This window comes from Nonomuraea sp. IBHARD001, assembly GCF_056106265.1.
Genome location: NZ_JBWBBW010000002.1, coordinates 2,266,235 through 2,283,717, shown reverse-complemented (window position 1 = coordinate 2,283,717; position 17,483 = coordinate 2,266,235). Strand labels below are relative to the sequence as shown.

Genomic DNA, 17,483 nt, shown 5'->3' with positions numbered 1-17,483 from the left:
CTTATGAAGCAGCCAGGATCTGGCTGACGTAGCGTGCCACTGCGCGCACGGCGCCCATCGTCACGGGGTAGTCCATCCGCGTCGGCCCCAGCACGCCGAGACGTGCCAGTTGCTTGTCGCCTGAACCGTATCCGGTCGCGACGATGGACGTGCCGCGTAGACCGGTGTAGGGGTTTTCCGAGCCGATCCGCACGGTGAGCGCGGACGGCGCGTCGGAGGTCTCGCCGAGCAGGCGCATCAGCACGACCTGCTCCTCCAGCGCCTCCAGCACGTCGCGGAGCCCGGTGGTGAAGTCGGCCCCCGCGAGATTGGCCGCACCGGCGAAAACGATCTTCTCGTCGTGCCGGTCGACCAGGGTCTCCAGCAACACCGAGAGCACCGTCGCCGCGACCGGCCTGTCGGCGGCGGGAAGACGCTCGGGCAGGTCGGCGATCACCTCGGGCACACCGCTCAGCGCACACCCGTCGAGGCAGGTGTTGAGCATGGCCCGCAGATGGGCGATGCGCGACTCGTCGAAACTCTCGTAGAGCTCGACCACCCGCTGCTCGACCCGTCCCGTGTTGGTGATCAGGACGAACATCAGCCTGCGCTCGGTCAGCGGCACCAGCTCGACGTGCCTGACCGTGGAGTGCGTCAGCGCGGGGTACTGCACGACGGCGACCTGGCGGGTGAGCTGCGCGAGCAGCCGCACCGTGCGCATCACCACGTCGTCGAGGTCGACCGCACCGGCCAGGAAGGTCTCGATGGCCCGGCGCTCGGCCCCCGACAGCGGCTTGACCTGCGAGAGCCTGTCGACGAAGAGCCGGTAGCCCTTGTCGGTCGGCACGCGCCCCGCGCTGGTGTGCGGCTGGGCGATGTAGCCCTGCTCCTCCAGCGCGGCCATGTCGTTGCGCACGGTGGCCGGGGAGACGTTCAGGTTGTGGCGCTCGGCCAGTGCCTTGGACCCGACCGGCTCGTTGGTGGAGACGTAGTCCTCGACAATGGCCCGGAGCACCGCAAGCTTGCGATCGTCGAGCACGTGCCCACCTCCTTGCCTAGACGCCGGGAACTTCAGGTCCTGGGAAAACGCCTGCCCTAGCACTCTGTGTTCCCGAGTGCCAAGTGTACGGCTCTCGCCCACAAGGTGCGATAACACGGAACCCGTAGGCGATAAGTCACCTGCTATCCAGCCACAAGCCCCAGGCAGCACAATTTGCCCATGACCGACGATTCTCAGCCGGTGGACGACTCCACCCGCCGCTTCCCTCCATCCTCGGGTGAGAACCCGGCCCCCGGCGCCCCCCAGGGCCAGCCGTACGGCCAGCCCGGCTACGCCCCTCCCCCGCAGCAGCAGCCCCAGTTCGGCGCCCCGCAGTACGGCCAGCAGCCCCCGAGCGCGCCCGGCTACGGCCAGCAGGGCCCCTACCAGCAGCAGGGCGCCTACCAGCAGGGCCCTTACGGTCAGCCGCAATACGGCCAGCAGCCTCCGTACGGCGCGCCGCAGTTCGGCCACAACCCCTACGGCGGGGCCCCGGCCCCCAAGGTCAAGCCGGCCGCCTGGTGGATCGCGGTCGGGTGGGGCGTCGCGGTCGTCTGCGTGATCCTGGGCATCGTCGGCTTCGTCACCGGTCTGGTCAGCTCGGTCAGCGGAGCGGCGCCGACCAGGACGTTCGCCTCGGGCGAGACGGTCACACTCACGCTCGACCCGGCCGACAGCCCGGCGCTCTACCTGAGCAGCAGCTCGGTCGTGCACTACGAGTGCCGCATCGACAAGGGCGAACTGGAGAACACCACCACCGACCAGACCGTGTCCCTCAACGGCGACACCTGGGAGATGATCCTTCGCGTCGGCGTGCCGAGCAAGGGCGAGTACCAGGTCACGTGCGTCACCCAGGAGCAGGGCGACACGCGGTTCGGCATGGGCCGCGAGCTCGCGGCGACGGCGGCGGGCGGCCTGGTCGGCGGCACGATCGCCCTGTTCGCGATCCCGCTGGCCGGCATCGTGTTCGCGATCGTGCTCAACATCGTGATCGTGGTCAGGCGCAACAACGCGCGCAAGCGGCTTGCAGGCCGGTTGTAAGCCGGTTTGCTAGCGTGCCCGGTTATGTACGACCGTGACGTTCTCGCCGGCGACTGGCGGCGACCGAAGCGTGGCCAGATCCCGCAGGTGCCCGCCGAGCCCGATCTCGTCGTCGAGGACGCCGACAGCGGCTTCTGCGGCGCCGTGGTGGCCTGTGACAAGGCCGCGGTGACGCTGGAGGACAGGTTCGGGCGACGGCGGTTGTTCCCGCTGGAGCCCGCCGCCTTCCTGCTGGAGGGCAAGGTGGTGACGCTGGTACGCCCGGCGGCGCCAGCGCCCGCCGGGGCCAGGCGCAGCGCGTCGGGCTCGACCGTGGTCGAGGGCCATCGGGCCAGGGTGGCCAGGGAGAGCCGCATCTACGTCGAAGGTGTGCACGACGCCGCCCTGGTGGAGAAGATCTGGGGCCACGACCTCAGGGTCGAAGGCGTGGTCGTGGAGTACCTCGAAGGGGTCGACGACCTGCCCGCCATCGTCGAGGAGTTCGAGCCCGGCCCCGGACGCAGGCTCGGCGTGCTGGTCGACCATCTGGTGACCGGCTCCAAGGAGAGCAGGATCGCCGCCCGTGTCACCTCCCCGTACGTGCTCGTCGCCGGGCATCCGTACATCGACGTGTGGCAGGCGGTGAAGCCTTCGGTGCTGCGGATCGCGGCCTGGCCGGACGTTCCGCGCGGGGTGCCGTGGAAGGAGGGCGTGCTCGCGGCGCTCGGCTGGCGGATGGAGCCCGCGCAGGCGTGGCGGCGCATTCTCGGCTCGGTGTCGACGTACTCGGACCTGGAGCCTGAGCTGCTGGGCCGGGTGGAAGAACTCATTGACTTCGTCACAACCCCGGACGAAGCGGGATAGCCTCGAAGTGACCTCGTATTTAGGAGCACAGCCATGAGCGAGAGCCAGGATCGCCCCGACATCCCGGACGACGACGCCACTCGCCAGGCGCCGCCCCCGTACCAGCAGAGCGGCCCGCAGCAGCCCTACGCCTACGGCCAGCAGCCCCCCAGCGCCCCCTCCTACGGCCAGCAGGCCTACCCGCCTCCCCCCGGCTACAGCCAGCAGCCCCCGAGCGCCCCCGGTTACGGCCAGCAGGGCTACGGTCAGCAGGGTTACAGCCAGCCCGGATACGGCCAGCCCGGATACGGCCAGCAGGGCTACAGCCAGCCCGGTTACCAGCAGCCTCCCGGCTACGGCGCACAGCCCGCCGGGTACGGCCAGCCGCACGTGCCCGGCAGGTACGGGCCCAGGCCGGGCAGCGACGACACGATGATGGCGATGCTCGCCCACCTGCTGGGCCTGCTGACCTCGTTCGTCGGCCCGCTGGTGCTGTACTTGGTGAAGAAGGACGAGTCGCCCTATGTGCGCGACCAGTCGGCCGAGGCGCTGAACTTCCAGATCACGCTCTTCATCGCGTACATGGTCTCCTTCCTGCTGTCGTTCGTGCTGATCGGCATGATCCTCTTCCCGATCGTGTGGATCGGCTCGCTGATTTTCATGATCATGGCTGCGGTCGCCGCCAACAAGGGCGCGAACTACCGCTACCCGATCAACTTCCGCTTCGTCAGCTGAGCGCCACCACGCGAAGGCCCCCTCGGCCGAGGGGGCCTTCGCGTGTCCAGGTTTCGCGTGTCCAGGTTTCGCGTGTCCAGGTTTCGCGTGTCCAGGTTTCGCGTGTCCAGGTTTCGCGTGTCCAGGTTTCGCGTGTCTAGGTCAGGTCGCGGATGAGCGCGTCGGCCAGCAGGCGGCCTTCGAGCGTGAGCACGATGCGCCCGGCCTTGAACGGCTCGACCTGCAGCAGGCCCTTGGCCAGCGCCGACGCGACGGCGGTGCGCGCCTCCGGCGCCACGTCGGCCAGCGGATAGCCGGAGATCAGCCTGACCTCCAGCATCAGCCGTTCGACCTGCCTGTCCTGCTCCGACAGCACCTCGCGCGCGTGGGCGGGCGAGAGGCCCGCGGCCATGCGCTGGGCGTAGGCGGCCGGATGCTTGACGTTCCACCAGCGGGTGCCGCCGACATGGCTGTGCGCGCCGGGCCCGACGGCCCACCAGTCGCCGCCCGTCCAGTACAACAGGTTGTGGCGGCAGCGCCCGGCCTCCGACGTGGCCCAGTTGGACACCTCGTACCACTCGAACCCGGCCTCGCTCAGCATCCGCTCGGCGATGAGGTAGCGATCGGCCGCGACGTCGTCGTCGGGCATCGGCAGCTCACCGCGCCTGATCCTGGCCGCCAGCCTGGTGCCGTCCTCGACGATGAGGGAGTACGCGGAGACGTGGTCGGGCCCGGCCGCGATCGCCGCGGCCAGGGAGGCGCGCCAGTCGTCGTCGCTCTCGCCGGGCGTGCTGTAGATCAGGTCGAGGTTGACGTGCTCGAAGCCCGCCGCCTTCGCCTCGGCCACGGCCTGGGCGGCGCGGCCGGGCGTGTGGTGCCTGTCGAGGACCTTCAGGACGTGTTCGCGCGCGCTCTGCATGCCGAAGCTGACCCGGTTGAACCCTCCGGCGCGCAGGTGCGCGAGGTAGGCGGGGTCGACCGACTCGGGATTGGCCTCCGTCGTGACCTCGGCGCCCGGCGCGAGACCGAACTCCTCGTCGATGGCCGCGAGGATCCTGGTCAGGTCGGCCGCGGGCAGCAGGGTCGGGGTGCCGCCGCCGAAGAACACCGTCCGCACCGGGAGCTCCCGCTCGCCGAGCACGCGTCGCGCCAGCCGTACCTCCTCGATGGCGGTGTCGGCGTAGTCGCGGTGCGAGGCGCCGGGGCCGAGCTCGGAGGCGGTGTAGGTGTTGAAGTCGCAGTAGCCGCAGCGGGTCACGCAGAACGGCACGTGGACATAGAAGCCGAACGGCCGCTCGCCGAGACCGGCCGTGGAGGCGGCGGGCAACTCGCCGGATTCTGGGGCCCGCTCGCCGTCGGGAAGGGTGGATGGCACCCCTCAAGTCTGCCGTTCCAGCGGTGATGCGCCGACCGTGCGGACGCATGCCCGTTAGCCATTGACGGGCCGATCGACCGGCCTTAGCATCCGGTGAAACTTAAAGGAAAGTTTCCTATAAGTACCCCCCTGGGAGCAGCCCGTGAAAAAGGTTCTCTTAGCAATCTCCCTCGCCGTCGGCCTCACGGCCGTCGCGGTGCCCGCCGAGGCGCAGCAGTCCACCGGCGGCCACGGCTTCAAGCGTGTGGCCTACTTCATCCAGTGGGGCATCTACGGCCGCAACTACCACGTCAAGGACATGGACGTGAGCGGCGCCGCGGCGAAGCTGACCCACATCAACTACGCGTTCGGCTTCGTCAACGCCGAGGGTAACTGCTACTCCTCCGACCCGTGGGCCGATTGGCAGCGCCCGGTCCCCGCCGACCAGAGCGTTGACGGCAAGGAGGACGTGGCCGACCAGCCGATCAGCGGCAACATGAACCAGCTGAAGAAGCTCAAGGCCAAGCACAAGAACCTCAAGGTCCTCATCTCCCTGGGCGGCTGGAGCGGCTCGAAGTGGTTCTCCGACGCGGTGCTCACCGCCGAGGGACGCTCCAAGCTCGCCGCCTCCTGCATCGACCTTTGGCTCAAGGGCAACCTGCCCGGCGCCGCGCCCGGCGCGGGCGCGGGTGTGTTCGACGGCATCGACCTCGACTGGGAGTGGCCCGGCTCCTCCGGCAACGACGGCAACGTCATCAGGCCCGAGGACAAGCAGAACTTCACCGCCTTCGTCGCCGAGCTCCGCTCCCAGATGAACGCGCACTCGCGCAAGAACGAGCTGACGGCCTACCTGCCCGCCGCCGCCGCCAAGATCGACGCCGGCTTCGAGGTCAGCAAGCTGTTCAAGCACTTCGACTTCGCCACCGTCCAGGGCTACGACCTGCACGGCACGTGGGAGAAGCAGACCGGGCACAACGGCAACCTGTTCACCGACAGGCGTGACCCCAACCCGGTGCGCTACAGCCTCGACCAGACGGTGCGCGACTACCTGAAGCGCGGCGCGCCCGCCCGCAAGCTCGTCGTCGGCGTCCCCGCGTACGGCCAGGGCTGGACCGGCGTCAAGGGCGGCGACGGCCTCTACCGTCCGGCCACCGGCCCCGCCCCCGGCAAGTGGGCGGCAGGCGCCGAGGACTACAAGGACCTCGTCAACAAGCCCGGCAAGCGCTACCGCGACATTCTCTCGGGCACCAACTGGATCTACGACGGCAACGAGTTCTGGTCCTACGACGACCCGACGACCGTCAGCGCGAAGGCCCTGTACGTCCGCGTCAAGGGTCTCGGCGGCTCCATGATGTGGTCCATCGACCAGGACGACAACAAGGCCTCCCTCACCACCGCCCTCTGGCGCATCCTGCGCTAGCGGGCCGCACGACCGGCGCCTCTCGCGCCTGACGGACCAGTCCGGTGCGCTCCCGCCGCCGCCGGACACCGTGGCCGGGTTGTCGCGACCCGGCCACCTCCGCCGCCCGGGGCCTCACCCCCCAGCCCCGGTCGGCGGACCCCCAGACACGCGGGGGGCGGAGGCACTGGGTTCTCTCCGCCCCCCGCGTTTCCAAGCCCGCGGCCCTTCGGTCGCGGGCGGCAGGACACCCAAGACAAGCCCTGCGTGTGCCCGCGCCCACGCGCAGGGCTTTGGCGTTCCTCCGCCAGGGCCCGGCCCGCTACCACAGCGGGAGCGTCTCCTCCTGCGTGCGCGGCCCGAAGATGCGGCGGTCGGTCACGTCGATGGACACGTCGTTGATGCTCGCCTCGCGCCTGCGCATCAGGCCGTCGGCGTCGAACTCCCACAGCTCGTTGCCGTAGCTGCGCCACCAGCCGCCCTCCCCCTGCGCGTCACGCCATTCGTACTGGAAGCGGACCGCGATCCTGTCGTCGCCGAAGGCCCACAGCTCCTTGCGCAGGGCGTAGTCGGCCTCCCGCTGCCACTTCTCGGTGAGGAACGCCTCGATCTCGGCCCGGCCGGTGACCAGACGATCCCGGTTGCGCCAGACCGAGTCCAGGGAGTAGGCCTGCGCGACCCGTTGCGGATCTCGCGTGTTCCATGCGTTCTCGGCCGCCTGGACCTTGGCCTTGGCGCTGTGCAGGGTGAAGGGCGTGATGTTCGTGTTCATGGTGACAAGCCTGCCGCCGGCGGACATCCGCCTCCATGGCCATCAGGCCGTACATCCCACAGATTCGGCCATAGGCTGGACCGCATGACGACGAGGCGGATCGCGGTGCTCGGCTACGACGGTGTGCGGTTGCTGGACGTGAGCGCGCCCTTGGAGGTGTTCAGCACGGCGGCGTCGCTCGGCGGGCCCTACGAGGTGGCGGTGTACTCGCCGACGGGCGCGGCGGTGACGACGGCTGCCGGGCTGCGGATCGAGGTGGCGGGGTCGGTGGCCGACCTGGAGGAGGCGCACACGCTGATCGTGCCGGGCTCGCCCAGGCTGCCGCGCATGGCCGACGACGACGCGCTCGTGCCCGCGGTGTCGGAGGCGGCACGGGGGAAGGCGAGGGTGGCGTCGGTGTGCACGGGCGCGTTCGCACTGGCGCGGACCGGCCTGCTCGACGGCAGGCGCGCGACCACGCACTGGCGGCACGCGGCGGCGCTGGCGGCCCTGCATCCTTCGGTGCGCGTCGAACCCGACGCCATCTACGTGCGCGACGGGCACGTGCTCACCTCGGCGGGGGTGAGCGCCGGCATCGACCTGAGCCTGGCGATGGTGGAGGCGGACGAGGGGGCGGACCTGGCCAGGGAGGTGGCCCGCGACCTGGTGGTGTTCCTGCGGCGGCCGGGCGGGCAGTCGCAGTTCTCCGTGGCCTCGCGCACGCCGAGCCCACGGCACGACGGGCTGCGCGTCCTGCTCGACGCGGTGGCCGCCGATCCGGCCGCCGACCACTCCCTGCCCGCCATGGCCGCACGCGGCGGACTGAGCGTCAGGCATCTGACCCGGCTGTTCGGCGAGCGGATCGGCAGCACGCCGGGCGCGTACGTCGAACAGGTGCGGGTGGAGGCGGCCAAGACCCTGCTGGCGCAGGGCGCGGGCGTCACCGAGGCGGCCTGGCGCTCCGGGCTCGGCAGCGACGAGTCCCTGCGCCGCGCCTTCGTCCGCCACCTCGGCGTCACGCCGTCGGCCTACCGCGCCCGCTTCCGCACGGCCCGGGAGGGCTGAGCGGGTTACTTCTTGGTCTTGTCCGCACTGGAGTCGGTGGAGAGGGCGGCGACGAAGGCCTCCTGGGGGACCTCGACGCGGCCCACCATCTTCATCCGCTTCTTGCCTTCCTTCTGCTTCTCCAGCAGCTTGCGCTTACGCGAGATGTCGCCGCCGTAGCACTTGGCCAGGACGTCCTTGCGGATGGCCCTGATGTTCTCGCGTGCGATGACCCTGGCGCCGATCGCGGCCTGGATCGGCACCTCGAACTGCTGCCTGGGGATCAGCTCGCGCAGCTTCTTGGCCATCTCCACGCCGTAGGCATAGGCCTTGTCCTTGTGCACGATGGCGGAGAAGGCGTCGACGGCCTCGCCCTGGAGCAGGATGTCCACCTTGACCAGCTCGGACTCCAGCTCCCCCGACGGCTCGTAGTCGAGCGAGGCGTAGCCCCGCGTGCGCGACTTGAGCTGGTCGAAGAAGTCGAAGATGATCTCGCCGAGCGGCAGCGTGTAGCGGATCTCGACCCGGTCCTCCGACAGGTAGTCCATGCCGAGCAACTGCCCGCGCCTGCCCTGGCAGATCTCCATGATCGCGCCGATGAACTCGGCGGGCGCCAGGATCGTCGATTTGGTGACCGGCTCGAAGACCTTGTCGATCTTGCCGGACGGGAACTCCGACGGATTGGTGACGGTGAGCTCCTTGCCGTCCTCCATGACGACCCGGTAGATCACGTTGGGCGCGGTGGAGATCAGCGACAGGCCGAACTCACGCTCAAGTCGCTCCCTGACGATCTCCATGTGCAGCAGGCCGAGGAAGCCGACGCGGAAGCCGAAGCCGAGCGCGGCCGAGGTCTCCGGCTCGTAGATGAGGGCCGCGTCGTTGAGCTGGAGCTTGTCCAGGGCCTCGCGCAGCTCGGGGTACTCGTCGCCGTCGATCGGGTAGAGGCCGGAGAACACCATCGGCTTGGGATGGTCGTATCCGGCCAGCGCCTCGGGGGCCGGCTTCACGCTGGAGGTGACGGTGTCGCCCACCCGCGACTGGCGCACGTCCTTCACGCCGGTGATCAGATAGCCGACCTCGCCCACGCCGAGCCCCTTGTCGGCGACCTTGGGCTCGGGCGAGATGACGCCGATCTCCAGCGTCTCGTGCGTGGCGCCGGTCGACATCATGAGGATGCGCTCGCGCTTGCCGAGATGACCGTCGACGACCCGGACATAGGTGACGACGCCCCGGTAGGTGTCGTAGACCGAGTCGAAGATCAGCGCACGCGCGGGCGCGTCGGCGACGCCGACGGGCGCGGGCACGGTCGCCACGACGTGGTCGAGCAGCTCCCGCACGCCCACACCGGTCTTGCCCGAGACCTTGAGCACGTCGGCGGGGTCGCAGCCGATGAGGCCCGCGATCTCGTCGGCGAACTTCTCCGGCTGGGCGGCCGGAAGGTCGATCTTGTTGAGCACCGGGATGATCGTGAGGTCGTTGTTCATGGCCAGGTAGAGGTTGGCCAGCGTCTGCGCCTCGATGCCCTGGGCGGCGTCGACCAGCAGGATCGCGCCCTCGCACGCCTGCAGCGAGCGCGAGACCTCGTAGGTGAAGTCGACGTGACCCGGCGTGTCGATCATGTTGAGCACATGGCCGTCCCACGGCAGCCGCACGGCCTGCGACTTGATCGTGATGCCGCGTTCGCGCTCGATGTCCATCCGGTCGAGATACTGGGCGCGCATGGACCGGTCGTCGACCACGCCGGTGATCTGCAGCATCCGATCGGCAAGCGTGGACTTGCCGTGGTCGATATGCGCGATGATGCAGAAGTTGCGGATCACCGAAGGATCGGTCTGGCCAGGCTGAGTGCGCACCGAAGTCCGTTTCGACAGGATTGATGACGATCATGGCTGGCAAGCCAGCCAATCTTCATGGTGACATGTCCGGATGAGAATCCGGACCGTCGTTCGCCACGCCCTGCGCCTGATCGCGCTGGTCGTGGCCCTCGTGGTCGCGTCGGCCGGCCTGCTGGCCGCCACGCACCTCCTGCAGTTTACCGGCAGTCCCGCGACATGGGCGAAGAGCACCGGCAACGACGCCCTGTGGATGGGACACATGTGGGTGGACGGCCGCAAGAACGACGAGGACGTGCGGGCGCTCGCCGCGCGGCTGAGCCGTACGGGGGTGAAGGATCTCTACGTGCACGCCGGTCCCTTCAACCGGGACGGGACGCTCGGCGAGAGCCGCTACCCGAAGGCGGCCGAGTTCCTGGCCGCCGTACGCCGCCATCTGCCGGGCGTACGGGTGTCGGCCTGGCTCGGGCAGAAGGTCAACGGCGTGCTCGACCTCGACGACGCCACCACGCGGCAGAACATCCTCACCGGCGTCAAGGCCGTGACGGCTCTGGGCTTCGACGGCGTCCACTACAACTTCGAGCCGATCGGCGACGACGACGAGGAGTTCCTCGACCTGCTGGAGCGCACCAGGCCGCTGACCCGGCTGCTGTCGACCTCGACACCGCAGATCGAGCCCTATCCCCTGATGCGCCCGGCCGCCCGCGTCGTCACCGGCCACGACAAGTACTGGTCCCAGGGCTACTTCTCCGACGTCGTCGCCCGGGTCGACCAGGTCGCCGTCATGACCTACGACTCCTTCATGCCGACCGGCGGCCTGTACGGCGGACACGTCGTACGGCAGGCGGCGCTCGGCCTCGACCTGGTGCCCGAGGACAAGACCCTGCTCATCGGCGCCCCGGCCTACCACGACCACGGCGTCGCCTATCTGGACGCGGCCGAGAGCGTCGCGATCGCGGCGGAGGCGACCAGGCTGGCCGTCACCGACCGAGGTAGATCGAGAGTTTCGTTCGGTCTTGCGATGTATGTCGACTTCGCGGCTACCGAGGAGGACTGGGCGGAGTACGACGAAGGCTGGTTCAGGGCCGGGTAGACTCGCATCGCAGGCTTATGCCCGGGCCGTTGATTTGAGCACCGACCTGGAATTTTGGTAACCTGTTCAACTGCGTGTGGCGCGCCCTCTCACGAGCCCGCGCGCCCCATCCGACATCTGACCTTCACCGAGGCTTCTTCGTGGCGAACATCAAGTCCCAGATCAAGCGCAACAAGCAGAACGAGAAGGCTCGTCTGCGCAACAAGGCTGTCAAGTCTTCCCTGAAGACGGCCATCCGGAAGTTCCGCGAGGCCGCCGAGCAGGGCAACGCCGACGAGGCCAAGGTTCTGCAGCAGGCTGCCGCCCGCCAGCTGGACAAGGCCGTCAGCAAGGGCGTCATCCACAAGAACCAGGCTGCCAACCGCAAGTCCGCGATCGCGCAGCAGGCCGCGGCCCTCACGGCCGCCAAGTAGGTCCACGCCAGGCAGGTCCACCAGGCCGCTCCGGCCTCAAGGGCCCGCTTGACGCGAGCTCCGAGCGCCGCACTCCGATTCCGGGGTGCGGCGTTTTTCGCATGTCGCCCCCCGGTTGACGGGCCGCATGACAGCCGCGCATGCCGATTCGATCAATGTGATGTCACGATTTCAACATCACGCCTGGGTTCCGGGTCCATCACCGTTTTCCAGGACCTCTTGCCGTGAGCCGCCTCCAGTCCCAAAAGTAACCGTATGCGGGGGCGAGTTCCATTTCTGGTGAGACGTGCGTTCAGTGAGCCCATGCTGCTCCTGGCCGCCTTCGGCTCCATTCTGCTGGCCACCACCACGCTCGTCGCCCTGACCATGTACGCGGGTTCCGTCACCTCCGCGGGCGTCAGGCACACGATGGCGAGCGCATCGGTGGCGACGAGTTCGGCAGTGCTGACCGCGCCGGTTCGCGCGCAGGACTTCGCGAAGGTCGACGCCCTGATCAGGGCCCAGGTCGCCCGGACGTACGCGGGCGTGCCCGTCGAGACCACGACCAGTGTGATGTCGGAGTCCTACGTCGTGCCCGGCCACGAGAGCCGCCAGACGCCCGAACTGCTGCGCTTCGCCAGCCACGACGGCCTCGCCGACCGGGCCAGACTGCTCGAAGGCGCATGGCCGGCCGAGTCGGCGCCCGGCGAGGTGCTCCAGGCCGCGATCTCCCAGCCCGCCGCCTCCGCACTCGGTCTCAAGGCCGGGCAGAGCATCACCACCGACAGCAGGATCAGCCACGAGCCGCTGCGCGTCCTGGTCTCGGGCGTCTACCAGCTCACCGACCCGCACGACGACCGCTGGCTCACCGAACCGCTGCTGGCCAGGGGCATCGAGGTCGGCGGGTACACCACGCACGGACCGCTCGTCGTGCCGCGCGCCACCTTCCTGAGCCGTTTCGACACCGCCTCGCTGAGCCCGACCTGGCTGGTCGTCCCCGACCTGCGCGCACTCGACCACGAGCGGCTGCGCTCGTTCGCCGCCGAGGTCGGCTCGCTCAAACAGCGTCTCGACCAGGCGGGATGCGGCAACTGCGGGGCCAGCAGCCGGTTGCCCGAGATGCTCGGCCAGCTCTACACCGCCGCGCTCGTGGCCCGCTCGACCATGCTCATCCCCGTGGTGCAGCTCCTCCTGCTGGCCGCGTACGCGCTGATGCTGACCGCCAGGCTGCTGGCCGACCATCGGCGCATGGAGGTGGCGCTGCTGCGCTCACGCGGCGCCGGGACCGGCAGGCTGGCCGCACTGGCCGCCGCCGAGATGCTCCTGGTCGCCCTGCCGTGCGCGCTCGTCGCGCCCTTCCTCGCGCCGCCCCTGCTGGCCCTGGTCGGGCAGGCGCCCTGGCTGGCCGCCACCGGGGTACGGCTGACGCCCGGCGTGGATCCGGCCGCGTTCGCCGTGTCGTTCGGGGTGGCCGTCGCCGCGGCGGCCCTGCTGGCGCTTCCGGCGTTGCGCGGGGCTCGCCGTACCTATGTGGAGGAGCAGACCGCGCGCGGGCGGGGCGGGGCGCGGGGGCTGGTGCAGCGGGCGGGGGCCGATGTGATCCTGCTCGGGGTGGCGGGGCTGGCGATCTGGCAACTGCGGCACTACGGGGCGCCGGTCACGGCGACGGCGGGCGGGGAGCTCGGGATCGACCCGCTGATCATCTCGGGTCCGGCGCTGGCGCTGCTGTGCGGGGGCATGCTCGGGCTCAGGCTGGTGCCGCGGATCTCGGCGCTGGCCGAGAAGATCACCTCCAAGGGCGCGTCGCTGGCTCCCGCGCTCGGCGCGTGGCAGGTCAGCCGCAGGCCGCTCAGGTACGCGGGGCCCGCGCTGCTGCTCACGATGGCGATCGCGATCGGCGTGGTGTCGCTGGCGACGACCGCCACCTGGCGTACCTCGCAGGCCGACCAGGCCAGGCACCAGGCCGGGGCCGACCTGCGGATCGCCGACCTGCCCGAGGGGCCCGAGCTGGGGGTGTTCGGCCGGGGCCCGACGTTCGCGGCGCTGCCGGGCGTCCGGGCGATCAGCCCGGCCTTCAGGGGCGCGGCCGACTTCGGCGGCGAGGAGGCGACGCTGGTCGCACTCGACGCCGCCAAGCTCGACGGCCTCATGCGCCTGCGCCCCGACCTGTCGCAGGACTCGGTCGCCGACCTCGGCAGGGCGCTGGGCACGGCCAGGACGCCCCCGGCCGGACTGCCGCTGCCCGAACGCCTCACCGTGCGGCTGAACACCGGCTACGAGGGCACGCAGATGGCGCTCACCGTGACCGACGCGCTCGGCGTGTGGCGCGAGATCAGGCTGCGGCCGGGCGTGAACACGTTCGACCTCAAGGAGCTGAGCGGCAGGTCCGGCCGCCCGGCGCAGGCGCTGACCGTGCGCGGCTTCACTTTCCACGCCGTGCGCGGCCCGCTGAGCGTCACGGTCGAGGGCATCGGCTCGCCGCAGGGCGCCCAGTGGACGCACGGCAGCCTCACGCCCGGCCGCGACCAGCTCGTGCGCGAGCCTGACGGCTTCACCCTCGACGCGGCAGGCGGCCGCACCTCGGCCGATCCGCGTCCGGTGCACGTGCTGGCCGGAGCCTCGTTCGCCGACACACTCGCCGCTCCCCTGCCCGTCGTGCTGAGCGCCGAACTCGCCGCCGAGCTGAAGCTGATCCGGGGCCAGACCGCACGCGTCACGCTGGACCGGGTGCCGACCAGTGTGCGCGTGGCGGGCATCGTCGACTCGCTGCCCGCGGCGCCGACCGGCAAGCCCGCGGTCCTGGCCGACTGGACCACGCTGCAGGCCAGGGAGACGCTGCTGAGCAGGGTGCGGCCCGCGACCGAGTGGTGGCTGGCGACCGGCGGCGACGAGCGTGCGGCCGAGGCCGTGCGCGGCCATCCCGAGTGGAGCGCCTCCGTGGTCAGCCTCGGCGAGCTGACCGTCAAACTGCGCGACGACCCGCTGGCCGGTGGCCTGCAGGGCGCGCTGGTGCTCGGCTTCCTGGCCGCGCTGATCTTCGCCGCGCTCGGCTTCCTGGTCAACGCGACCGTGGCGGCGCGCGAACGGCTCGGCGAGTTCGCGATCCTGCGGGCGCTCGGGGTGAGCTTCCGTCAGGTGTTCGGGCTGCTGGCGATCGAGCAGACGTTCGTCATCGGGCTGTCGCTGGTGGCCGGGAGCGGGCTGGCCGTCGTGGTGGCCGCGCTCGTGGTGCCGAGGATCGTGCTCACCGGCCAGGCCGCGGCCGTCACGCCAGGGGTGCTGCTGGACATCCCGCTGACCTGGACGCTCGCGATGCTGGCCGCCGTCGCGGCCGTGCTGCTGCTCATCGTCGCCGCGCTCGCCGGGAACCTGCGCAGGCGCGGGCTCGGCGGTGCGCTGCTCATCGGGGAGGACAAGTGAAGGCGCTGCTGCTGCTGCGGACGCACGCGGGCGCGGCGGCCGTGCTGGCCGTCCTGGTGCTGAGCGCGTCCCTGCTCGTCGGCGCGCTGCCGAGGGCCGCGCAGGGCGCATACGACGAGGCGCTGGGCCGGTTGCTGAGCACGACCGAGGCCGCGCGCTCGGACCTCACGGTGTCGATGCGCGCCTACGGCCAGCCCGGCGAGCCGCGCACCGCGTCGCAGTTCGCGGCGCTCCAGGCGAGGTTCAGGGCGCTGCTGCCCGCCGGGCTGCGCCAGGTGACCGACCGGCCGCTGCACAGCCACCAGGCGGCCAGGTCGGCCAACATTCCCGTGATCAAGGGCCAGGGCATCGATCACACCTTCGTCAACCCGGCCTGGCTGTCCGGTCTCGGCGAGCGGGTGCGATGGGTCGAGGGCGGACCGCCCGGCTCGTCGGGCGGCGGCGGGCCGCTGCAGGTGGCGCTGGCCAGGCAGGCGTCGGAGCTGCTCAAGCTGCCGACCGGCTCGACGGTGACCCTGGGCACGCCCGGCGGGCTCATCGCCCAGGTCAGCGGTGTCTTCGAGGTCAAGGACCCGGCCGACCGCTACTGGCAGCACAACGCGGACGTCACCCAGGTCAGGCTGATCTCGGTGCCGGAGGGCGGCTACGACGAGAACCACATCAGCGCCGTCGTCTCCGACACCGCCTACGCCACGATCGATCCCGGTGAGATCAGGTTCGGCCTCAGCTGGGTGATCGCGGTCGACCCCGTCTCCGCCGACGTGCGGACGGCCGCGACCGCCTCCCAGGCCGTGCAGGACTTCGCGCGTGCCGTCAAGGTGGAGCCGCTCGGTCCCGGCGGTTACGCCAGCGTGTTCTCGACGGACACCGATCTGGGCACGGTGCTGACCTCCTTCCTCGGCGAGCTCGCCGCCGCCGACACCGTCATGTCGCTCGTGCTCGGCGGGCTGCTCGTGGTCGCCTTCGGGGTGATCGTGCTGGCCGTACAGCTGGTGTGCGGGCGGTTGTCGCCGTCGTTGGCGCTGGCCAGGGCGCGGGGCGGGTCGCTCGGCCAGGTGGCGGGTGCGGGGACGGCCGTGGTGGCCTTCGTCTCGGTGCTCGCGGGGGGCGCCGGTTACGGGCTGTCCTGGCTGGTGCCGGGGCCCGCCACGGCCTCGGCGCACGTGGGGCCGCTGCTGGTGGTCCTCGCGACCGTCGCGCTGGCCGCCGTACGGCTGACGCTCGGGCATCGGGCGCCGGCCCTGGAGCAGCGCGACGACGTGACCGTGACGCGTACCTCGCCGTTGCGGGTGGCCCTTGAGCTCACGGTGGTGGTGCTGGCGCTGGCCGGAGCCTGGTTGCTGCGCGAGCGCGGGCTGACGACGGGGGTGGCATCCGGCGGGGCCGATCCGCTGCTGCTCGCGGTGCCGCTGGGGCTGACCGTCGCCACGGCCGTGCTCACCCTGCGGTGTTATCCCTTTCCGCTGCGGTTCATGACGCGGCTGGCGTCCAGGCGGCCGGCCGCGGTGCCCTTCCTCGGGCTGACGCTGGCCTCGAGGTCGGGCCGGTTCGCCGTGCTGCCGGTGCTGGTGCTGCTGCCCTCGCTCGCGGTGGCGACGTTCGGGGCGGTGATCGCCGGGCGGATCGCCGACAGCCAGAGCCTGGCCGCCTGGCAGCAGGTGGGCGCGCACGCCAGGATCCAGAGCGGCACGCCGCTCAGCCCCGAGACCGTCGCCAGGATCGGCCGGGCGCCGGGCGTGCGCAAGGCGGTGACGGCGCAGATCGGCACGGCCACGGTCGGCTCGGCGCAGATCGGGGCCGGGTGGCGCAGGAACGCCACCGTGGTCGCGGTCGACCTGGCCGCCTACAGCGGGCTGCTGGACGGCACGCCGCTGTCGGTGCCGCACGTGCTCGACGGCACCGCGCTGGTGTCCAAGGAGCTGAACGTCGGCGAGATCCAGGTCGGCTGGGAGCGCCAGCTGATCAAGGTCACACCGGGCGGCACGGTCGAGACGCTGCCGGGCCTTGCGGGCGTGCACAGCCTGGTGGTGCTGCCCGGCGAGGTCGTCAAGCAGGTGACGACCGTGCTGATCGCGGGCGAAGGCCTGCGCGAGGAGGACCTCAGGGCCGCGGCCGGGCCGGGCGTCGTGGTCACGACCTACGAGAGCGCGCTGCGCCGTATCGAGGAGCGCCCGCTCACCGGGACGGTGCAGAGCACGTTGTTGATCGTGACGCTGGCTCTCGGCGGCTATGCTGTGGCCGCCGTCGTGCTGGCCATGGTGCTGACCGCGTCGGACCGGGCCAGGGCGCTGTCGTTCCTGCGCACGCTGGGCCTGTCGAGGGGGCAGGCTCGGCGCCTGACGTTGCTCGAGGTGGGGCCGATGATCGTGGTGGCCGTGGTCGTCGGTCTGCTGCTCGGTCTCGGCCTCGCCCCCGTGCTGGGGCCGGGAGTTGATCTCAGTCCGTATGTGGGTGCATAGGAGCTGTCACAGTTCCGTGTGAAGACTGTCACAGTTTCGATATCACGCACGCATCGCCGCAGCGCATCAGGTCCGTCACCGTTGGGAAGATCGTCTTGCCCATGACCTTGACTCTCCGCAAAAGTTCATTGAACAGGACATACG

13 protein-coding genes are annotated in these 17,483 nt (G+C 70.6%); 9 read left to right on the top strand and 4 right to left on the bottom strand.

Annotated features, from left to right (window positions below; translation table 11 throughout):
* Position 1 precedes the first annotated feature (1 nt).
* On the bottom strand, positions 2-1,018 hold the full coding sequence (gene hrcA / locus ACTWNK_RS12570) for a heat-inducible transcriptional repressor HrcA (RefSeq protein ID WP_474304089.1): 1,017 nt from the start codon (positions 1,016-1,018) through the stop codon (positions 2-4).
* Positions 1,019-1,198: 180 nt separating this feature from the next.
* Here hrcA and ACTWNK_RS12565 point away from each other — a divergent pair, with 180 nt between their 5' ends.
* Genes ACTWNK_RS12565 through ACTWNK_RS12555 form a run of 3 tightly spaced genes read left to right on the top strand, consistent with a single transcriptional unit; the run spans position 1,199 to position 3,616 of the window.
* Positions 1,199-2,059 (top strand): hypothetical protein, encoded by an 861-nt coding sequence (locus tag ACTWNK_RS12565; protein ID WP_474304088.1) that lies wholly within the window; start codon positions 1,199-1,201, stop codon positions 2,057-2,059.
* A 24-nt stretch (positions 2,060-2,083) separates the two neighbouring features.
* Positions 2,084-2,902 (top strand): DUF3097 domain-containing protein, encoded by an 819-nt coding sequence (locus tag ACTWNK_RS12560; RefSeq protein WP_474304087.1) that lies wholly within the window; start codon positions 2,084-2,086, stop codon positions 2,900-2,902.
* 33 nt (positions 2,903-2,935) lie between these two features.
* Entirely contained in the window at positions 2,936-3,616 is a 681-nt protein-coding gene (locus ACTWNK_RS12555; RefSeq protein WP_474304086.1) for a DUF4870 domain-containing protein, read from the top strand.
* A gap of 136 nt (positions 3,617-3,752) precedes the next feature.
* On the opposite strand, the gene hemW is transcribed toward ACTWNK_RS12555, so the two are convergent.
* Positions 3,753-4,970 carry a radical SAM family heme chaperone HemW gene (hemW, locus tag ACTWNK_RS12550; RefSeq protein ID WP_474304085.1) on the bottom strand — a complete coding sequence of 406 codons (1,218 nt, stop codon included), beginning with the start codon at positions 4,968-4,970 and terminating at the stop codon, positions 3,753-3,755.
* A gap of 142 nt (positions 4,971-5,112) precedes the next feature.
* On the opposite strand from hemW, the gene ACTWNK_RS12545 reads away from it, so the two are divergent.
* Positions 5,113-6,369 (top strand): glycoside hydrolase family 18 protein, encoded by a 1,257-nt coding sequence (locus ACTWNK_RS12545; protein WP_474304084.1) that lies wholly within the window; start codon positions 5,113-5,115, stop codon positions 6,367-6,369.
* A gap of 301 nt (positions 6,370-6,670) precedes the next feature.
* Here ACTWNK_RS12545 and ACTWNK_RS12540 read toward each other — a convergent pair whose 3' ends face one another.
* Complete coding sequence (locus tag ACTWNK_RS12540) at positions 6,671-7,120, bottom strand: nuclear transport factor 2 family protein (protein WP_474304083.1); 450 nt, start codon at positions 7,118-7,120, stop codon at positions 6,671-6,673.
* Positions 7,121-7,204: 84 nt separating this feature from the next.
* Here ACTWNK_RS12540 and ACTWNK_RS12535 point away from each other — a divergent pair, with 84 nt between their 5' ends.
* Positions 7,205-8,164 carry a GlxA family transcriptional regulator gene (locus tag ACTWNK_RS12535; RefSeq protein WP_474304082.1) on the top strand — a complete coding sequence of 320 codons (960 nt, stop codon included), beginning with the start codon at positions 7,205-7,207 and terminating at the stop codon, positions 8,162-8,164.
* Positions 8,165-8,169: 5 nt separating this feature from the next.
* On the opposite strand, the gene lepA is transcribed toward ACTWNK_RS12535, so the two are convergent.
* Entirely contained in the window at positions 8,170-9,996 is a 1,827-nt protein-coding gene (gene lepA, locus ACTWNK_RS12530; protein WP_474304081.1) for a translation elongation factor 4, read from the bottom strand.
* A gap of 73 nt (positions 9,997-10,069) precedes the next feature.
* Between lepA and ACTWNK_RS12525 the strand changes: the two genes are divergently transcribed.
* The 4 genes from ACTWNK_RS12525 to ACTWNK_RS12510 all read left to right on the top strand — a co-directional run bounded on the left by ACTWNK_RS12525 (position 10,070) and on the right by ACTWNK_RS12510 (position 17,339).
* Complete coding sequence (locus ACTWNK_RS12525; protein ID WP_474304080.1) at positions 10,070-11,068, top strand: glycoside hydrolase family 18 protein; 999 nt, start codon at positions 10,070-10,072, stop codon at positions 11,066-11,068.
* A 140-nt stretch (positions 11,069-11,208) separates the two neighbouring features.
* Positions 11,209-11,481: a 30S ribosomal protein S20 gene (gene rpsT, locus ACTWNK_RS12520; protein WP_474304079.1), complete on the top strand. Its 273-nt coding sequence runs from the start codon at positions 11,209-11,211 to the stop codon at positions 11,479-11,481.
* A 303-nt stretch (positions 11,482-11,784) separates the two neighbouring features.
* Positions 11,785-14,880 (top strand): FtsX-like permease family protein, encoded by a 3,096-nt coding sequence (locus ACTWNK_RS12515; protein WP_474304078.1) that lies wholly within the window; start codon positions 11,785-11,787, stop codon positions 14,878-14,880.
* The gene (locus ACTWNK_RS12510) at positions 14,877-17,339 is read left to right on the top strand and encodes an FtsX-like permease family protein (protein ID WP_474304077.1); all 2,463 of its coding nucleotides are present in this window, start codon (positions 14,877-14,879) and stop codon (positions 17,337-17,339) included. The genes ACTWNK_RS12515 and ACTWNK_RS12510 overlap by 4 nt, the downstream gene beginning before the upstream one ends.
* The last annotated feature ends 144 nt before the right edge of the window (positions 17,340-17,483 follow it).